Annotated in this window: 18 protein-coding genes and 1 pseudogene; 14 read left to right on the plus strand and 5 right to left on the minus strand. The window is 61.8% G+C overall.

The features are described 5' to 3' along the window. Nucleotides 1-66: 66 nt before the first annotated feature. A complete protein-coding gene (gene pcaQ / locus J3R84_RS22810) occupies nucleotides 67-993 on the minus strand; it encodes a pca operon transcription factor PcaQ (protein ID WP_203528925.1) in 927 nt (308 codons plus the stop codon). 93 nt (nucleotides 994-1,086) lie between these two features. Here pcaQ and pcaD point away from each other — a divergent pair, with 93 nt between their 5' ends. The 5 genes from pcaD (at nucleotide 1,087) to J3R84_RS22835 (ending at nucleotide 4,846) form a co-directional block, all read left to right on the plus strand. Beyond that, nucleotides 1,087-1,899: a 3-oxoadipate enol-lactonase gene (pcaD, locus tag J3R84_RS22815; RefSeq protein WP_203528924.1), complete on the plus strand. Its 813-nt coding sequence runs from the start codon at nucleotides 1,087-1,089 to the stop codon at nucleotides 1,897-1,899. Next, on the plus strand, nucleotides 1,892-2,296 hold the full coding sequence (gene pcaC / locus J3R84_RS22820; protein WP_025429133.1) for a 4-carboxymuconolactone decarboxylase: 405 nt from the start codon (nucleotides 1,892-1,894) through the stop codon (nucleotides 2,294-2,296). The genes pcaD and pcaC overlap by 8 nt, the downstream gene beginning before the upstream one ends. A gap of 13 nt (nucleotides 2,297-2,309) precedes the next feature. Beyond that, nucleotides 2,310-3,059 (plus strand): protocatechuate 3,4-dioxygenase subunit beta, encoded by a 750-nt coding sequence (gene pcaH / locus J3R84_RS22825; protein WP_025429132.1) that lies wholly within the window; start codon nucleotides 2,310-2,312, stop codon nucleotides 3,057-3,059. Continuing rightward, the gene (pcaG, locus tag J3R84_RS22830; protein WP_057218973.1) at nucleotides 3,059-3,673 is read left to right on the plus strand and encodes a protocatechuate 3,4-dioxygenase subunit alpha; all 615 of its coding nucleotides are present in this window, start codon (nucleotides 3,059-3,061) and stop codon (nucleotides 3,671-3,673) included. Before pcaH ends, pcaG begins: the two co-directional genes overlap by 1 nt. Before the next feature lie 117 nt (nucleotides 3,674-3,790). After that, nucleotides 3,791-4,846, plus strand: coding sequence for a 3-carboxy-cis,cis-muconate cycloisomerase (locus tag J3R84_RS22835; RefSeq protein ID WP_057204734.1), 1,056 nt, complete (start codon nucleotides 3,791-3,793; stop codon nucleotides 4,844-4,846). 99 nt (nucleotides 4,847-4,945) lie between these two features. Here the strand turns inward: J3R84_RS22835 and J3R84_RS22840 are convergent, their stop codons facing one another. The 3 genes from J3R84_RS22840 to J3R84_RS22850 all read right to left on the minus strand — a co-directional run bounded on the left by J3R84_RS22840 (nucleotide 4,946) and on the right by J3R84_RS22850 (nucleotide 6,575). Then, nucleotides 4,946-5,281, minus strand: a complete 336-nt coding sequence (locus J3R84_RS22840; protein ID WP_084815273.1) for a tetratricopeptide repeat protein — start codon at nucleotides 5,279-5,281, stop codon at nucleotides 4,946-4,948. Between the two features lie 33 nt (nucleotides 5,282-5,314). Continuing rightward, nucleotides 5,315-5,905: a flavin reductase family protein gene (locus J3R84_RS22845; RefSeq protein WP_063997136.1), complete on the minus strand. Its 591-nt coding sequence runs from the start codon at nucleotides 5,903-5,905 to the stop codon at nucleotides 5,315-5,317. A gap of 61 nt (nucleotides 5,906-5,966) precedes the next feature. Next, entirely contained in the window at nucleotides 5,967-6,575 is a 609-nt protein-coding gene (locus J3R84_RS22850; RefSeq protein ID WP_203528922.1) for a superoxide dismutase, read from the minus strand. Between the two features lie 105 nt (nucleotides 6,576-6,680). On the opposite strand from J3R84_RS22850, the gene J3R84_RS22855 reads away from it, so the two are divergent. Continuing rightward, on the plus strand, nucleotides 6,681-7,379 hold the full coding sequence (locus J3R84_RS22855; RefSeq protein WP_025429126.1) for a helix-turn-helix transcriptional regulator: 699 nt from the start codon (nucleotides 6,681-6,683) through the stop codon (nucleotides 7,377-7,379). A gap of 147 nt (nucleotides 7,380-7,526) precedes the next feature. On the opposite strand, the gene J3R84_RS22860 is transcribed toward J3R84_RS22855, so the two are convergent. Next, complete coding sequence (locus J3R84_RS22860) at nucleotides 7,527-8,294, minus strand: 3-hydroxyacyl-CoA dehydrogenase (protein ID WP_057218967.1); 768 nt, start codon at nucleotides 8,292-8,294, stop codon at nucleotides 7,527-7,529. Between the two features lie 480 nt (nucleotides 8,295-8,774). Here J3R84_RS22860 and J3R84_RS39245 point away from each other — a divergent pair, with 480 nt between their 5' ends. The 8 genes and pseudogenes from J3R84_RS39245 (at nucleotide 8,775) to queE (ending at nucleotide 15,537) form a co-directional block, all read left to right on the plus strand. Further along, the gene (locus tag J3R84_RS39245; protein ID WP_488902883.1) at nucleotides 8,775-8,891 is read left to right on the plus strand and encodes a Y4lK-related protein; all 117 of its coding nucleotides are present in this window, start codon (nucleotides 8,775-8,777) and stop codon (nucleotides 8,889-8,891) included. 255 nt (nucleotides 8,892-9,146) lie between these two features. Then, complete coding sequence (locus tag J3R84_RS38805) at nucleotides 9,147-9,200, plus strand: hypothetical protein (protein WP_156408149.1); 54 nt, start codon at nucleotides 9,147-9,149, stop codon at nucleotides 9,198-9,200. A gap of 48 nt (nucleotides 9,201-9,248) precedes the next feature. After that, a complete protein-coding gene (locus J3R84_RS22870) occupies nucleotides 9,249-9,908 on the plus strand; it encodes an ABC transporter ATP-binding protein (protein WP_203528919.1) in 660 nt (219 codons plus the stop codon). Beyond that, a pseudogene (locus J3R84_RS22875) lies at nucleotides 9,905-12,314 on the plus strand (ABC transporter permease). The gene J3R84_RS22870 and the pseudogene J3R84_RS22875 overlap by 4 nt, the downstream one beginning before the upstream one ends. Continuing rightward, a complete protein-coding gene (locus tag J3R84_RS22880) occupies nucleotides 12,304-13,374 on the plus strand; it encodes a lipocalin-like domain-containing protein (protein ID WP_203528917.1) in 1,071 nt (356 codons plus the stop codon). The pseudogene J3R84_RS22875 and the gene J3R84_RS22880 overlap by 11 nt, the downstream one beginning before the upstream one ends. A gap of 371 nt (nucleotides 13,375-13,745) precedes the next feature. Further along, complete coding sequence (queC, locus tag J3R84_RS22885) at nucleotides 13,746-14,456, plus strand: 7-cyano-7-deazaguanine synthase QueC (RefSeq protein WP_057218953.1); 711 nt, start codon at nucleotides 13,746-13,748, stop codon at nucleotides 14,454-14,456. Beyond that, nucleotides 14,456-14,812, plus strand: coding sequence for a 6-carboxytetrahydropterin synthase QueD (gene queD, locus J3R84_RS22890; RefSeq protein WP_057218952.1), 357 nt, complete (start codon nucleotides 14,456-14,458; stop codon nucleotides 14,810-14,812). Before queC ends, queD begins: the two co-directional genes overlap by 1 nt. Then, nucleotides 14,809-15,537, plus strand: coding sequence for a 7-carboxy-7-deazaguanine synthase QueE (queE, locus tag J3R84_RS22895; protein ID WP_203528915.1), 729 nt, complete (start codon nucleotides 14,809-14,811; stop codon nucleotides 15,535-15,537). Before queD ends, queE begins: the two co-directional genes overlap by 4 nt. Nucleotides 15,538-15,696 lie beyond the last annotated feature (159 nt).

The raw sequence follows: 15,696 nt of genomic DNA on the forward strand, positions 1-15,696 counted from the left end.
GGGCCGCAATCTCGGCTGACGAGGAGGTTTTGTAAAGGTGGCTCGGTATCCGTTACCGGACGACCGTCAGGCTTTCGGCGCGATAGCCGCTGCCGCCTCGCGGATGGTCTGCATCAGGATGGAAAGTGGCAGCGACGGAATGGAGTCCGCGCGCATCGTCAGGCCAACCGGGCCCTTTGTCTCGCTGGTGTCGATCGGCAGGACCGCAAGTGTGCCATCCTCGATGTCGCTGGCAACGACACCCGCCGAAATGATCCAGATCGCGTCGCTGGCGCGCACGAAGGCGCGGCCGAAGGCGTCGGAGACCGTTTCGATCTGGTTCGGCAGGCCCGGTATGCCGTTGGCAATCAGGAAGTGTTCGACGAAGGGGCGGATGATGGAGGCACGCGTCGGCATCAGCACCGGGTAGTCGCCGAGATGAGCGAAGGCCGATTGCGCGCCGGAAAGCAAGGGATGAGCGGCGCGAACAACAAAGACCACCTGCTCGGAATAGAGGTGCTCGAAGGAAAAGCCGGTCATCTTTTCCGGCGCCGCCAGCCTGCCGACGACGAGGTCGAGATCGCCAACCCGCAACTGTTCGAGAAGCACGGCATTCTCGCCGGTGACGATCTTGATCCGTGCGCCGGTATCCTCCTTCAGGAACAGCGACATTGCCCGCGGCATGATCCGCGTCGAGACCGTCGGCAATGCTCCGATGCGCACCGGCACGCCATCACCGGAGCGCTCCTGCGAGACCGAATCGAGCCCCTGGCGCAGTGCCGTTAGCGCCGCACCGGCATGGCGAAGAAAGACCTCGCCATAGCGGGTGATCTTGATGCCGCGTCCCTCGCGTTCGAATACCGCAACCCCCAGAACCTCTTCCAGCTCGCGGATCGTCTTGGTGACGGCCGGTTGGCTAACATGCAGAAGTTCGGCCGCCTTCATGACGCTCTTCTGCCTTGCGACCTCGACAAAAGTCTGCAGATGACGAAACTTGACCCGGGCGTCGACCATGGAATTCATAACTCTTGAGTTAATGGAATGCCGTGAAATATCATTTTACCTAACCAGATTAAACAGACAATTTGGTTGCAGAGGAGAAGCGCCGTGCAGTTTGCTCGCATTAACGACATCACAATCCACTATCAGGTCATCGGCGCCACGGCCGAGCGGCCGGTGCTGGTCTTTGCCAATTCGTTGGGCACCGACTTTCGCATCTGGCGTGATGTCATCGTCCGCCTTGCCGGCGACTATGCGATCGTTCTCTACGACAAGCGCGGCCACGGTCTCTCCGATATCGGTCCGCTCCCTTACGCGATCGAAGACCACGCCAATGACCTTGCCGGCCTGCTCGACATGCTCTCGGTCAGCCAAGCGATCGTGTGCGGCCTCTCGGTCGGCGGATTGATCGCCCAGTCGCTCTATCAGCGGCGGCCGGATCTCGTGCGGGCCCTCGTTCTCTGCGATACCGCGCACAAGATCGGCACGCCGGAACTGTGGGCGCAGCGCATCGCGGCCATCGAAGCCCATGGCATTGAGGCGATCGCCGACGGCATCCTTGAACGCTGGTTTACGCCTGAGTTCCGACGCCCTGAAAATGCAGCGTTGATAGGCTACCGCAACATGCTGATCCGCCAGTCGGTAACGGGCTATGCCGCCACCTGCGGTGCGATCCGCGATGCCGATTATACCGAAGCGGCCGGGCGCATCGCCGTGCCCGTCCTTTGCGTCGTCGGCGACCAGGACGGATCGACGCCGCCGGATGTGGTGCTTAGCACGGCTCGCCTTATTGCCGGCGCCCGCTACGAGGTTATCCGCGATGCCGGGCATATCCCTTGCGTTGAAAAGCCGGAGGCATTGACTGCGGTATTGCGCGCCTTTTTCGAGATTGTAACGCATGGAGACAACAGCCATGAGTGATGCCTTCGCGCCCTCCGACCGCTATCGCCAGGGCATGGCGACGCGGCGGGCCGTCCTTGGCGACAACCACGTGGACCGTGCGCAATCGGCCTCGACCGATTTCGACCGGCCGTTCCAGGAACTGATCACCGAGGCGGCCTGGGGACACGTCTGGTCGCGACCGACCTGGACGAAACGCGAGCGCTCGATCGTGACCATCGCGCTTCTGGCAGCACTTGGCCAGGACGAAGAGGTTGCCATGCATGTGCGTGCGACCGCCAATACCGGCGCCAGCCGTGACGATGTCTGCGAGGCGCTGTTGCATGTGGCGATCTATGCCGGCGTTCCGGCGGCGAACCACGCAATCAAGATCGTCAAACAGGTCTTTGCGGAAATGGACGCCGGCAAGGCGGCCTGACGGGAGCAACGAGATGTCCGATAGAGCCAACCGGAAGCCGGAGACCGGCGCCTTTTTTCCCCGCGACAGGAACTGGCATGCGCCGGCGCTGACGCCAGGCTACAAGACCTCCGTGCTGCGCTCGCCGCAGAAGGCGCTTTTGTCTCTCGACGGCACCATTTCCGAAATCACCGGCCCGGTCTTCGGTCATTCGATTCTGGGCGAACTCGACAACGATCTCATCCACAACTTCGCCAAGCCGGGCGAAAGCGCGATCGGCGAGCGCATCATCGTTCATGGGCGCGTACTCGACGAACGCGGCCGGCCTGTTCCCGGCGCTCTTCTTGAATTCTGGCAGGCAAATGCCGGCGGGCGCTATCGCCACAAGAAGGAAAGCTATCTCGCAGCGCTCGATCCGAATTTTGGCGGCTGCGGCCGCACGATCACCGACGAAGACGGCTTTTACTCCTTCCGTACGATCAAGCCCGGACCCTATCCCTGGCCGAATGGTGTCAACGACTGGCGCCCTGCCCATATCCATTTCTCGGTTTTCGGCCACGGCTTTGCCCAGCGGTTGATCACCCAGATGTATTTCGAGGGCGATCCGATGATCTGGAAGTGTCCGATCGTCAACACGATCGCCGATCGCCGTGCGATCGAGCAACTGATCGCGCCGCTCGATTGGGCAAACACCATCCCGATGGACGCGCGGGCCTACAAGTTCGATATCGTCTTGCGCGGTCGTCGCTCGACGCTGTTTGAAAACCGCATGGAGGGCAATTGATGGTCCAGGCGCTCGGCTATTTCAAGGAAACGGCGTCGCAGACAGCCGGTCCCTATGTGCATATCGGCCTCACGCCGAATTTCTGCGGCATTGGCGGCGTCTATGACGCCGACCTCGGCACAACGATGGTGAGCGAACGCACGCTCGGCGAACGCATCACCGTCAGCGGCCGGGTGCTCGATGGTACGGGGACGCCGCTTCGGGATGCGCTGGTGGAAATCTGGCAGGCAGATGCGGCAGGGCTCTACAATTCGCCGTCGGAAATGCGCGGCGCGGCGGATCCGAGCTTCTCCGGCTGGGGACGGTGTCCGACCGGTGCAGAAGACGGCGTCTTCCGTTTCGACACGATCAAGCCGGGGCCCGTGCCCTTCAAGGACGGCCGGCCGATGGCGCCGCACATCACATTCTGGATCGTCGCGCGCGGCATTAATATCGGATTGCACACACGGATGTATTTCCCCGATGAAGCCGAGGCGAACGCCGCCGATCCCTTGCTTTTGCGCGTCGAGCATCGCCATCGCGTCGCGACGCTTGTCGCGACCGGCAGCGCCCCTAGTTATGTCTTCGACATTCACCTGCAGGGTGAGAAGGAAACGGTCTTCCTCGACATCTGAAGCCGGAATGTCACGCGAGAGGCCGATCCGTTGCATCTTGCTGCATGGACGGCGCAAGGCAGACCGTGGCATTCCGTTCAAGCGCGAGCGGGCATCGCGACATCAATCGGGGGGACCATGACCTATTCCGCTTTCGATCATCCCTATCTCTCCGGCCTTCTGGGCGACGAGGCGGTCGCCGCCGAGTTTTCGACTGCCGCCGACATTCATGCGATGCTCTCCTTCGAGGCGGCGCTGGCGCGCGCGGAAGCGATCCATGGCGTCATCCCGGAAAGTGCTGCCGACCGCATCACCGAGGCCTGTCGCGGGTTTTCTCCCGATGTCGCAGCGCTCAGGCGGGCCATGGCTGTCGACGGCGTCGTCGTTCCTGAACTTGTTCGACAGTTGCGTGCGGCCGTCGGTGGTGAGGCTGCAACGCATGTGCATTTTGGCGCGACCAGCCAGGACGTCATCGATACGAGCTTGATGCTGCGCATGAAGGCTGTTGCCGAACTCTTCGGCACTCGTCTTGGCGATGTCGTTTCGGTGCTGGAGGAATGTGACGATCAATGGGGCGAGCGGATGCTGATGGGCCGCACGCGCATGCAGGCGGCTATACCAATCACGGTATCCGATCGCTTGCGCACCTGGATCGAACCGTTGCTCGATCACAAGGATCGGCTGCAGGCGATGGATCGCGACCTCTTTGCGGTCCAGTTCGGCGGTGCGGCAGGCACGCTCGACAAGCTGAAAGACAGGGCCGACGATGTTCGCGCCACGCTGGCCGAGGAACTGGCGCTTGCCGACTTTCCGCAGTGGCACAGCCAGCGTTCCGAAGTTGCCGACTTTGCCAACGCGCTGTCGCTCGTCACCGGCAGCCTCGGCAAATTCGGGCAGGACGTCGCGCTGATGGCGCAGCAGGGCGATGAAATCGAACTTGCCGGTGGCGGTGGATCTTCGGCGATGCCGCACAAGCAGAACCCGGTTGCCGCCGAGGTTCTGGTGGCGCTTGCGCGGTTCAATGCGACGCAGCTTTCCGGCATCCATCATGCGCTGGTGCACGAGCAGGAGCGCTCCGGTGCTGCCTGGACGCTCGAATGGCTGATCATGCCGCAGATGGCGGGGGCAACCGCAGCGGCGTTGCGTCTAGCAGCCGAGCTTGCCGGCAATATCAGGCGGCTTGGCTCCGCCTGACGCCTAGCGCATCGCAATCCCTAGAAGTCGCGACTGCGCTTCAGGTTCTTGTTTTGCGCATGTCGGTATCGCCACTTTTGCGCGACATGCTTTGAGCCGTTAGGGCGAGCCTTTGTTCGCGGCCGCACACTGCTTGTCCAGCCGCTTGAGGAAGACGTTGATCTCGCGCGCCACCTGCAGGTCGCCCTTTTTCTCGGCCACGGATCGCCCCTCAGTCCAGATGCGCCGCGCCTCTTCGATGCGGTTCAGTTTCAGCATCGCCGCGCCGATGAGCTTCCAGGCGGCCGAATAGCTGGGATCGAATTCGATTGCACGCCTGAGGTGGAGAAGGGCGGTCTCGGCATCCGTCTCCTGCAGACAGATGCTGCCGAGGGTGAAGCGCAAGAGCGCGTCATCACGCCCGTCGTCCAGAAGTTTTTCAAGCACCTGTCGCATGGTCGCTCCCAAATGGGTGTCCGTTGGCGCCGCTCAGAGTGTTGGGCACGAGGTGGCCGATGGCAATGGGCGCCCGCCAGATGTGGCGGAAAAGGGCGCCGATCGCTCAAGTGCCTGGTATTGCCGCTCGCTCCAGAGCAGCGGGTCGGCGTAGGCGGCGGTTTCCGTGGCGATGATCGTTCCGACAAAGAGCCGGTGGTCGCCGACGAGGATGGAAGCGCTGAGCACGCAGTCGAGCCCGGCGGCGGCACCGAGAAGACGCGGACGGCCGGAGGGCCAATCCGCCCAGATGCCGACGAGATAGCGACTGGCTGCCGCGACCCGGCCGGCGAAGGCATCGGCAACCAGCTCCTGCCCCTGTGCGAGCATCGCCAGCGCAAACCCATCCTGCTTCGAGATGGTGTCCGCAAGGCCGCTGTCGGCCTTGATCGAGACGACGATGGACGGAGGGCTCGCGGAAAGCGAGAAGACGGCGGTCGCCGTCCGGCCCTGGCACTCGGAGCCGCTGCCGGAGCTGACGACGCAGATGGTTGATGCCAGCCGCGCCATCGTGTCGGCGAACTGAGGTCTGGTGACGGCAAGTTCGGCGTGAGCGTCGATATCGACAGAGACGGTCTGGGTCATGGGCGCAATCCGGCTGAGGCATGGGCGTGGCGCCGCCGGCGCGGCACCACGGTTGGCGTGATCAGGCGGACTTAAGCTCAGCCTCGGCGAACTCGTAGTTCGCCAACCGATCGAGGAAATTGCTGACATAGTCGGGGCGGCGATTGCGGTAATCGATGTAGTAGCTGTGTTCCCACACATCGAGACCGAGCAGGGCCTTGCCCTCATTGGTGGCGATCGGGTTTGAGCCGTTGGCGGTCTTCGTCACCTTGAGCTTGCCGCTGGCGTCGAGCACGAGCCAGGCCCAACCGGAACCGAACTGGCTGGTGGCCGCAGTCTTGAACGCGTCCTTGAAGGCGGCGACGCTGCCGAAGTCCTCCACGATCTTCTTCTCAAGACTGTCCGGAATGCGCCCGCCCTTGGGGGAGAGATTGTTCCAGAACAGAATGTGGTTCCAATGCTGCCCGGCATTGTTGAAGACCGGCGCCAATTCCGCCTTGCCGTTGGCATGGCGAACGATGTCTTCCAGCGAAAGGCCGGCGAGGGTCTGGTCCTTTTCAACGAAGCCGTTGAGCGCAGTGACATAGGCCTGGTGGTGCTTGCCGTGGTGGAATTCCAACGTCTCGGCGCTCATGCCGGCTTCGGCCAAAGCGCCGGTGGAAAAGGGTAGGGAGGGGAGTTCGAAAGCCATGGTTGAAATCCTCTTCAGCTGGATAGAACGCAGCGAATGTCTTGTGCGAGATCCATCCGGCGTGTATTTAACAAGACAATTCTTTGTAAATCTCCGGGCAATAATATGTCAAGCGATCACTTGTTAAATCCGGATCAAAGCCAGGGACGTTCGCCGGCCGAACGCATCCTGCTGGCGCTGAAGCTGCATGGGCCGCAGACGGCGGCGGCACTCGGCAAGCGCCTGTCGATATCAGGTGAGGCGGCGCGCCAGCAACTCGTGCGCCTGGCCGAGGAGGGGCTGGTAAATTCCTGGTCGGAGGCGCGGGGCGTCGGCCGACCCTCGCAGTTCTGGGGGCTGACCGCCTCGGGCCATGCGGAATTTCCCGATACCCATGCGGAGTTGACCGTGCAATTGCTGCGCACAATCCGCCAGACGCTCGGCGACGCGGCGGTCGATCGGGTCATCGCGGCGCGCGAGGAGGAGACGCGAACCGGCTATCGCGCAGCGCTCGACGGCGCCATTAGCCTGCGTGATCGGGTGGAGAAGCTCGTGCGCCTGCGAACCGCCGAAGGCTACATGGCCGGCTACGAGGAGACGGGCGACGGCACTTTTCTCTTCGTCGAGAACCATTGTCCGATCTGCGCCGCCGCTGCCAGTTGCCAGGGCTTTTGCCGTGCGGAGATCAATATCTTCCGCGACATTCTCGGTCGCGACGTCGCGGTCGAGCGCACCGAACATATTCTCGCCGGCGCACGCCGTTGCGCCTATGTCATTGCCCCGGCTCAATCGCGGGCGGTGCACGGTGAGCGTTCCGGCGCCTGATTTTCAGATGCTGTACGGAAATGCTTGTGGCGCCGCGCGACAAACACGGCGTCCAAGGGATGCCATACCGTTCGAAACACGCTGCCTGTTCAGACAGTAGCACATTTGGCCGGACGCAACGCGCATCCGGGCTCTCAGATATCAGTCTCAGCGTGCGCCCATGCGAAGCGCTCCGTCGAGGCGGATGACTTCGCCGTTCAGCATCCGGTTTTCGCAGATATGCTGGACAAGGGCCGCGAATTCCTCCGGCTTGCCGAGGCGCTGCGGGAAGGGAACGCTCTTGCCGAGCGAGTCCTGTACTTCCTGTGGCATGCCGGCCATCATCGGTGTTTCGAAGATGCCCGGCGCGATCGCCACGACACGGATGCCGTGCCGTGCCAGTTCGCGGGCAATTGGCAGCGTCATGGCGACGACGCCGCCCTTCGAGGCGGAATAGGCAGCCTGGCCGACCTGCCCGTCGAAGGCAGCGACAGATGCGGTGTTGATGATGACGCCACGCTCGCCGTCGTCGCCGGGCGCTTCCTTTTCCATCGCCGCCGCCGCCAGGCGGATCATGTTGAATGTGCCGATCAGATTGATGCCGACCGCACGCGCAAAGCTGTCGAGCCGATGAGGGCCGTCGCGCCCAAGTACCCTTTCGCCCGGCGCGATGCCGGCGCAATTCACCAGCCCATTAAGATGGCCGAAGGTATCAACGGCGGCGGAAACTGCGGCTGCGCCATCGGTCTCGCTCGTGACATCCGTCTTGACGAAAAGAGCATTGCTCCCAAGCGCCTCGGCCATCTCCCGCCCGGCGTCTTCGTTGATATCAGCAAGGACGACACGAGCGCCCTTGCCGTGGAGCAGGCGTGCAACGCCGGCACCAAGGCCAGATCCGCCACCGGTCACAATGAAGACTTTTCCGTCGATCAGCATTCCATAACTCCTCCAATACCGAACTCCGCCACCGTTTGGCAGTTGTCGCCAACGACAGGGGCCGGAGTTCACCGCCATCAGGCGGTGATGGCGAGACGTTAGCCTCTTTGAAACGCGGCGGAAATCGGCCGAAGTGATTTTTGATTTTGTGTTGCCGATAAAATGGCGTCCCTCCTGCCGCCGTCAACGGCTGCACTCGTTGGTGGGCAAGGCTCTTGTAGAAAGACACGGCGTTTGACCTAACTGGTGCAACAAATTCAATCGCTTAGAATGACCTGCGCCATCGCAAAATATCCCAAATGTCAGCCTAATTTGACCGCACCTCTAACCTGTAGAAATCGCTATGATTTTTTGAGTGCTGTCGGGGTGCTTTTTTGATGGTTTCCTAGCGCTGGGGCGGTCGCGTAAATTAAGCGGAAGCGAACTCCGCCTTGACTTCCGCTGATATCCCGCACGTAGAGCTATTCGGCAACTGAAAAGGTGCGCCGAATAGGAGAGAAATACGACGACCGCGATCCGTTAAAGCTCGAGATTATAGCTTATCTTCGGTCGATCGGCAGATTCGTGGATTTCACATGGCCTGATACACGGTATTAGAGCTTCCGAGGCACGCCGCGTCGTCGGCGCGCCTTGGCAATCACGCAAGTACGGGGTCCCTGACGTATGAACCGTCTGATGCAGAAGAACGGAAGCTCTGCTACCTCGAGGAGAAATGTCTCTCGCCACCGCCTTCATCTCCGAGCTCGTCTTGGTGGCGAACCAAGTCGCAGGCTTGACGGCCTTCGAACAGCGCCGGCTGCTTGAGCGTGCGGTAGTGACGATCCGTGAAATGCGCGAGAACGTCGGGATTTCATACGCCAACTATGCACCGCGCCTGTCGCTGTTGCCGTACCAGTAGTCAAATAGCAAGGTGAGGCGTGGTAACCGGCGTCGGTGCCGCTAGATTAACTCTCTATGATTCTGAACCTGACCGACATCACGAAATCCTACGACACCGCTGAGGGTCCGACTGCCGTTCTCCGGGGGGTTGATCTTCACCTCGACAGGGCACAGAGCCTGGCTCTTACAGGTGAGTCTGGAAGCGGTAAAAGCACATTGCTTCATCTGATAGGCGGCCTGGACAAACCGGACAGCGGCGCGATCTTGGTCAACGGGCGTGATATCGGGCAGCTCGACGACAGCGGTCGCGCGCTCTACCGCCGAACTGAGGTCGGCGTCGTCTTTCAACAGTTCAATCTGATCCCAAGTATCAACGTTGCGGCGAACATCTCCTTCCATGCCAAGCTGGCGGGACGCTCCGATCCCGTCTGGGAAGCGGAGCTCGTCGAGGAGCTCGGCCTCGGCCAACTCCTGGGCCGTTACCCCGAACAGCTCTCGGGCGGCCAACAGCAGCGGGTCGCCATCGGGCGGACGCTTGCGGCGCGACCGCCATTGATCCTAGCCGATGAACCGACCGGAAATCTCGACGAGGCGACAGCCGATGTCGTGCTTGATATTATGCTGAGGCTCAGCAAATCGGCCGCTACGGCGCTCTTACTCGTGACCCATTCCAGCCGCCTGGCCGAAAAACTCGATCGTCGAATTCTGCTTCGCGGGGGGAAGGTGGTCGAATGAGCCGGATCGCTTTCTGGGCTCTGCTTTCGCACTGGCGCTACAGGCCGCTGCAGTGCGCGACACTGATCCTCGGGATCGCGCTCGCGACGGCGCTCTGGTCTGGCGTGCAGGCGATCAACGCGGAGGCCCGCGCAAGTTATCAACGCGCGGCGACCGTTTTCGAACAGGGTAATCTTGTTCAGCTGGTTGCGAGGGACGGCGGGGGGATTTCACCGCAAACGTACGCGAAACTCCGCAGGGGGGGGCTGGAGCGTTTCTCCCGTGATCGAGGGCGATCACAGGTTCGGCCAGAGCCGCATTAGGCTGATCGGTATCGATCCATTGACGATGCCTTCGGAGGGACAAGGATTCCAGGTTTCAAACGCGTCGGACCTCGTCGAATTTGTCGGCGGTGCCGGACAAATCATCGTCTCGGCAGCAACGGCCGCGCGGCTCAAGGAAACTGACGGCCTATCAGTTAAGATCGCTGCCGATCTTCCAGACGACACGGCCTTCGTCGACATCGGCGTCGCCGATCGTCTTCTGAACCGCGATGCGGCTTTGAGCAGGATCGTCGTCACGCCGTCGCAGAAGCCCGGGCTCGCTCCCGTCGGAAATCTCGCGCCCGAGCTCGTTGTTAGAGATGCCGGTGAACGCCCTGATGTTGCACGGCTTACCGACAGCTTCCACTTGAACCTTACCGCGTTTGGCTTCCTGGCTTTCGTAGTCGGCCTCTTCATCGTCTATTCGGCCACGGGACTGTCTTTCGAGCAGCGACGCGGCACATTCAGGACGCTCAGGTCGTTGGGGATCTCGCTGCGAAGGCTCACGACGATGTTGCTCATCGAGGTCACTGCTTTCGCGCTGATCTCCGGCGTTCTAGGCGTGGTCATCGGCTACTTCGTGGCGTCGGCGCTACTTCCAGGGGTCGCGGTAACGCTGCGAGGCCTCTACGGAGCAAGTGTGTCCGGAACGTTGACCCTCAGACCGGAGTGGTGGGCGGCCGGACTGGCAATGGCGTTGCTTGGCTCCATTCTGTCATCGGCACAGAGCCTCTGGCGCGTTTGGACCATGCCGATACTTGCGGCACCGCAGCGGAGAGCCTGGGCGCGGGCGTCGGCAGCCGGGCTAGCAGTGCAGGCGGCCACTGGTCTGTTGTTACTGCTGTTCGCGCTTGGGCTGGCCTCGTTCGGCACCGGCCTGTATTCCGGTTTCGCTGTGCTCGCGGGTCTACTGCTCGGTGCGGCGTTAATCCTGCCCGCCCTGTTGGGGTTCGCGATGAGCACTGGGGAGCGGCTTTCCAAGAATGTGCTCGCGAACTGGTTCTGGGCCGACACGCGACAGCAGTTGCCCGGCCTATCCTTGGCGACTATGGCGCTCCTGCTCGCACTTTCCGCGAACATCGGCGTCGGCACCATGGTGGCGAGCTTCCGGCAAACGTTCTTGGGATGGCTCGACCAGCGTCTAGCCGCCGAGGTTTACGTCACGGCTCGCGATGAAGGCGAGGCCGCGCGCTTGCGTGAGTGGTTTCCCGCACACACGAAGGCCATCTTGCCGATCTGGAGCATCGAGGGCGACGTCGTTGGACAACATATGCAGATATACGGCGTCGCCGACGACCCCACCTATCGGGATCACTGGCCCCTGATTGTCGGCTCTGCCGGGGTCTGGGACGAGCTCGCAAGCGGGCGGGGCGCGCTTGTGAACGAGCAGTTGTGGCGGGGCGGGAAAGCCGCGCCCGGACAGGAGATTGAGCTTCCGGGCGGTTGGCGGACAAAGGTGGTCGGCGTGTTTTCGGACTACGGCAATCCGAACGGCCAGGTCATCGTGGGGCTTAACGCTCTTGTCCGGCACTATCCGGAGGTTCCAAAACTGCGCTACGGGCTTCGCATGGATCCCATGCAGGTCGCGGACTTCAGGCAGCGGCTCGTCCGCGAAGTGGGTCTGCCGGAAAGCAGTATTATCGACCAGGCGTCGCTTAAACGACAATCCGCCGCCATCTTCGAGCAGACCTTCGCCGTCACCGGAGCGCTGAATGTCCTCACGCTGGCTGTAGCAGGATTCGCGATGTTCTCCAGTTTGCTGACGCTGTCTTCCGTTCGCTTGCCGCAATTGGCTCCCGTATGGGGAATGGGGCTACGCCGTCGCGATCTCGCGCTCTTCGAAGTTGTCCAGACAATCGCCCTCTGGCTGATGACCTTCGTCGTCTCCATCCCGGTCGGACTGGCACTCGCCTGGGTTCTGCTGGCGATCGTCAACGTAGAGGCTTTCGGATGGCGGCTGCCGCTGGTGCTTTTCCCTCTGGACTGGCTGAGGCTCGGGGCGATCGCCTTGGCCGCCGCTCTGATATCGGTGCTGATCCCGGTACGACGGCTGGCCACAACCGATCCGGCAGACCTTTTGAGGAGCTTCGCCAATGAACGCTAAAGCGATGATACTCCTGCTAATTGCGTTTGCCACCTTGCTGGCCCCGGCGGCGGGCCTCACTCAAGGGTTCGCGGGCCTCGGCTCGGACGCCCAAGGCTTTGCCGTACCACAACGAGGAGTCACGCTGGTGTTCCCCAGAGATCATGGAGCCCATCCGGACTTCAGAATCGAGTGGTGGTACGTAACTGCAAACCTCGAGACGTCCGACGGGCAACGCATGGGCGCGCAGTGGACGCTTTTCCGTTCCGCCCTTGCTCCTGGAAATCGTCCCGGCTGGTCCGACCCGCAAATCTGGATCGGGCATGCCGCGATGACCACGGAAAACCGCCACTATGTAGCGGAGCGGCTTGCAAGGGGCGGAGTGGGACAGGCCGGAGCCACCCCCGAACCGTTCGAGACGTGGATCGACGACTGGCAGATGAAAGCCTCCGGAGGTGCCGCCCACGACCAGTTGGACCATCTTGATCTCAGGGCGAGCGGCAAAGATTTCGCCTACCAGCTGGTGCTCCGGGCGAAGGGACCGTTGGCGCTGCAGGGAGACCGTGGTTATTCGGTCAAGTCCCTGGCAGGCCAGGCGAGTTATTACTATTCGCAGCCGTTCTACGAGGTCCGCGGCACCGTGGAGCTCGACGGCAAGCCGCTCGATGTCTCGGGAAAGGCTTGGCTCGACAGGGAATGGTCGTCGCAGCCGCTGGCTTCCGACCAGACCGGCTGGGACTGGTTCTCGCTTCATCTTGCCTCGGGGGAAAAGGTGATGGCGTTTCGCTTGCGCGACGGAGGCGAAGGCTACACCTCCGCGAACTGGATCGCGGCCGACGGGAAAACGTCACCGCTTGCTTCAAACGATGTAGTCTTCGAGCCGCTACGGACAGCTGAGGTCGGCGGTCGATCGATGCCAGTCGAGTGGAGGGTCAGGATCCCCTCCCGAGGTCTCGATATCAGAACGACAGCACTGAACGATCAGTCGTGGATGGCGACATCGACCCCGTACTGGGAAGGCCCCATCGCATTTGATGGTAGCGTTTCGGGCGAGGGGTATCTTGAGATGACTGGGTACTAGTTGGCGCAGGCTGGCACACCTTCAAGACCGTGGGAGAATTAGAAGCCACAAAGCTCAATCGTGGCAACAGTTTCAGCCTTCGGGATAAATGGAACATGCGAGAAGGGTCGGTCTCGCTTTCGTACAGGTGCTTCCGGGCCCATTGGGGCCGTACAGGAACAGCCGTTAGCAGATCGCGATTTGAGCCGTGTACCGCTTTTTTCATTAAATTATAGGATGATAAGCCATTGCTTAGGTCGGTTTTTGGTTTTCGGACATTTTGCTCGAACTTCTACACTCGACGCTAAGGGCTGGCCAAAACCGCAGCAATGGCTTAGAAGTGGCCCGCATCCGGTCGCAGCCCACCCGGTCAAAACAAGGGACCCATTATTATGAGAACTATCGTCATCTGCTCCGGCGGATTGGACTCCGTTTCGCTCGCGCACAGGATCGCGGCGGAGCACGAACTCGTCGGCCTTCTTTCCTTCGATTACGGCCAGCGCCATCGCAAGGAACTCGACTTCGCCGCTGCCTGTGCCCACCGGCTTGGCGTTCCACACCAGATCATCGACATCACCGGCATTGGTCAGCACCTGACCGGATCGGCGCTGACCGATGATGTCGAAGTGCCCGATGGCCATTATGCTGAGGAGACGATGAAGGCCACGGTGGTGCCGAACCGCAATGCCATCATGCTGGCGATCGCCTTCGGCCTCGCCTCGGCGCAAAAGGCCGACGCCGTCGCCGTTGCCGTCCATGGCGGCGACCATTTCATCTACCCAGATTGCCGGCCGGGCTTCATCGATGCGTTCCAGAAAATGCAGGACGAGGCGTTGGAGGGCTATGGCACCGTTCAGCTCCTTGCACCCTATGTCAATGTCCCGAAGGCCGCCATCGTTACGGACGGCGCCAAGCACGGCACGCCTTTTGGTGAGACGTGGTCCTGCTACAAGGGCGGCGCACGCCATTGCGGTCGCTGCGGTACCTGCGTCGAGCGGCGTGAAGCCTTCCATCTCGCCGGTGTCGATGACCCGACCGCGTATGCCGATCCGGATTTCTGGCGCGCTGCCACCAGCCGCTTCTCGGCAGAGGAGGTTCGCTGATGTACCGCATCACCAAGGAATTCCACTTCTCCGCCTCGCATCAGTTGAGCCATCTGCCCGCCGATCACCAGTGCGCGCGGCTGCACGGCCACAACTACATCGTCGAGGTCGAGCTTGCCGCCGCGGATCTCGACGACGACGGCTTCGTGCGGGATTATCACGACCTCGCCCCGCTGAAGCGCTACATCGACGGCAGCTTCGACCACCGTCATCTCAATGATGTGCTCGGTCACGACCGGGTGACGTCGGAGTGCCTGGCGAGGCATTTCTACGACTGGTGCAAGGAGCGACTGCCGGAAACGTCGGCAGTTCGCGTCAGCGAGACGCCGAAGACCTGGGCGGAATATCGGCCATGACGGGCGCTGCGATCCGCGTCAGCGAGATCTTCGGGCCGACAATCCAGGGTGAGGGCGTGTTGATCGGCCAGCCGACGGTGTTCGTGCGCACAGGCGGCTGCGATTACCGCTGTTCCTGGTGCGATACGCTGCACGCCGTTGACAGCGAGTATCGCGAACAGTGGCAACCGATGTCGGTCGAGGAGATCTGGATGGAGGTGAGACGGCTATCGGGCGGCGTGCCGCTGACAGTCTCGCTTTCCGGTGGAAACCCCGCCATCCAGCCGCTCGGACCCTTGATCGATCGCGGCCATGGCGAGGGCTATCGCTTTGCGCTTGAGACGCAAGGCAGCGCCGCCAGGGACTGGTTCGCCGACCTGGACGTCCTCGTCGTCAGCCCGAAGCCGCCGTCGAGCGGCATGGAAACCGATTTCTCAAAGCTCGACGAGTGTCTTGCGATGGCGGCCGGTCGGCCGATGACGGTGCTCAAGATCGTCGTTTTTGATGATCACGACTACGCCTATGCCAAGGATATGGCCGGGAGATACCCGGCGCTGCCGGTCTATCTGCAGCCGGGAAACCACACCCCACCACCGCCGGACGACGACAGTGCGACGGTGGACATCGATGGCGTCATGAACCGCATGCTCTGGCTGGTCGACAAAGTGACCGGCGACAGATGGTTCGATGCGCGGGTGCTGCCGCAGTTGCACGTCTTGCTATGGGGCAATCGACGGGGCGTTTAAGACAGGGAAAGCGCTGTCCATAATTTGGGCCGGGGCCCTTGCGGGCTTTCGTCCTGCTCAGTCTGCCCGCTCCGCTACTCGACGCGTGGCACCGACCAATCACCACTCAAACTGGAATATGAAAAGGCTTTCCTGCATCGCGACCGCCTGTCGGTCCGT

Origin of the sequence: Ensifer canadensis, assembly GCF_017488845.2 — a bacterium.
Lineage (GTDB): Bacteria > Pseudomonadota > Alphaproteobacteria > Rhizobiales > Rhizobiaceae > Ensifer > Ensifer canadensis.

What these genes read in the sequence shown, in the direction of transcription:
- pcaQ (WP_203528925.1), bottom strand. Translation starts at nt 993, where the DNA reads ATGGTCGACGCCCGGGTCAAGTTTCGTCATCTGCAGACTTTTGTCGAG.
- pcaC (WP_025429133.1), top strand. Translation starts at nt 1,892, where the DNA reads ATGAGTGATGCCTTCGCGCCCTCCGACCGCTATCGCCAGGGCATGGCG.
- pcaH (WP_025429132.1), top strand. Translation starts at nt 2,310, where the DNA reads ATGTCCGATAGAGCCAACCGGAAGCCGGAGACCGGCGCCTTTTTTCCC.
- pcaG (WP_057218973.1), top strand. Translation starts at nt 3,059, where the DNA reads ATGGTCCAGGCGCTCGGCTATTTCAAGGAAACGGCGTCGCAGACAGCC.
- J3R84_RS22835 (WP_057204734.1), top strand. Translation starts at nt 3,791, where the DNA reads ATGACCTATTCCGCTTTCGATCATCCCTATCTCTCCGGCCTTCTGGGC.
- J3R84_RS22840 (WP_084815273.1), bottom strand. Translation starts at nt 5,281, where the DNA reads ATGCGACAGGTGCTTGAAAAACTTCTGGACGACGGGCGTGATGACGCG.
- J3R84_RS22845 (WP_063997136.1), bottom strand. Translation starts at nt 5,905, where the DNA reads ATGACCCAGACCGTCTCTGTCGATATCGACGCTCACGCCGAACTTGCC.
- J3R84_RS22850 (WP_203528922.1), bottom strand. Translation starts at nt 6,575, where the DNA reads ATGGCTTTCGAACTCCCCTCCCTACCCTTTTCCACCGGCGCTTTGGCC.
- J3R84_RS22855 (WP_025429126.1), top strand. Translation starts at nt 6,681, where the DNA reads ATGTCAAGCGATCACTTGTTAAATCCGGATCAAAGCCAGGGACGTTCG.
- J3R84_RS22860 (WP_057218967.1), bottom strand. Translation starts at nt 8,294, where the DNA reads ATGCTGATCGACGGAAAAGTCTTCATTGTGACCGGTGGCGGATCTGGC.
- J3R84_RS22870 (WP_203528919.1), top strand. Translation starts at nt 9,249, where the DNA reads ATGATTCTGAACCTGACCGACATCACGAAATCCTACGACACCGCTGAG.
- J3R84_RS22880 (WP_203528917.1), top strand. Translation starts at nt 12,304, where the DNA reads ATGAACGCTAAAGCGATGATACTCCTGCTAATTGCGTTTGCCACCTTG.
- queC (WP_057218953.1), top strand. Translation starts at nt 13,746, where the DNA reads ATGAGAACTATCGTCATCTGCTCCGGCGGATTGGACTCCGTTTCGCTC.
- queD (WP_057218952.1), top strand. Translation starts at nt 14,456, where the DNA reads ATGTACCGCATCACCAAGGAATTCCACTTCTCCGCCTCGCATCAGTTG.
- queE (WP_203528915.1), top strand. Translation starts at nt 14,809, where the DNA reads ATGACGGGCGCTGCGATCCGCGTCAGCGAGATCTTCGGGCCGACAATC.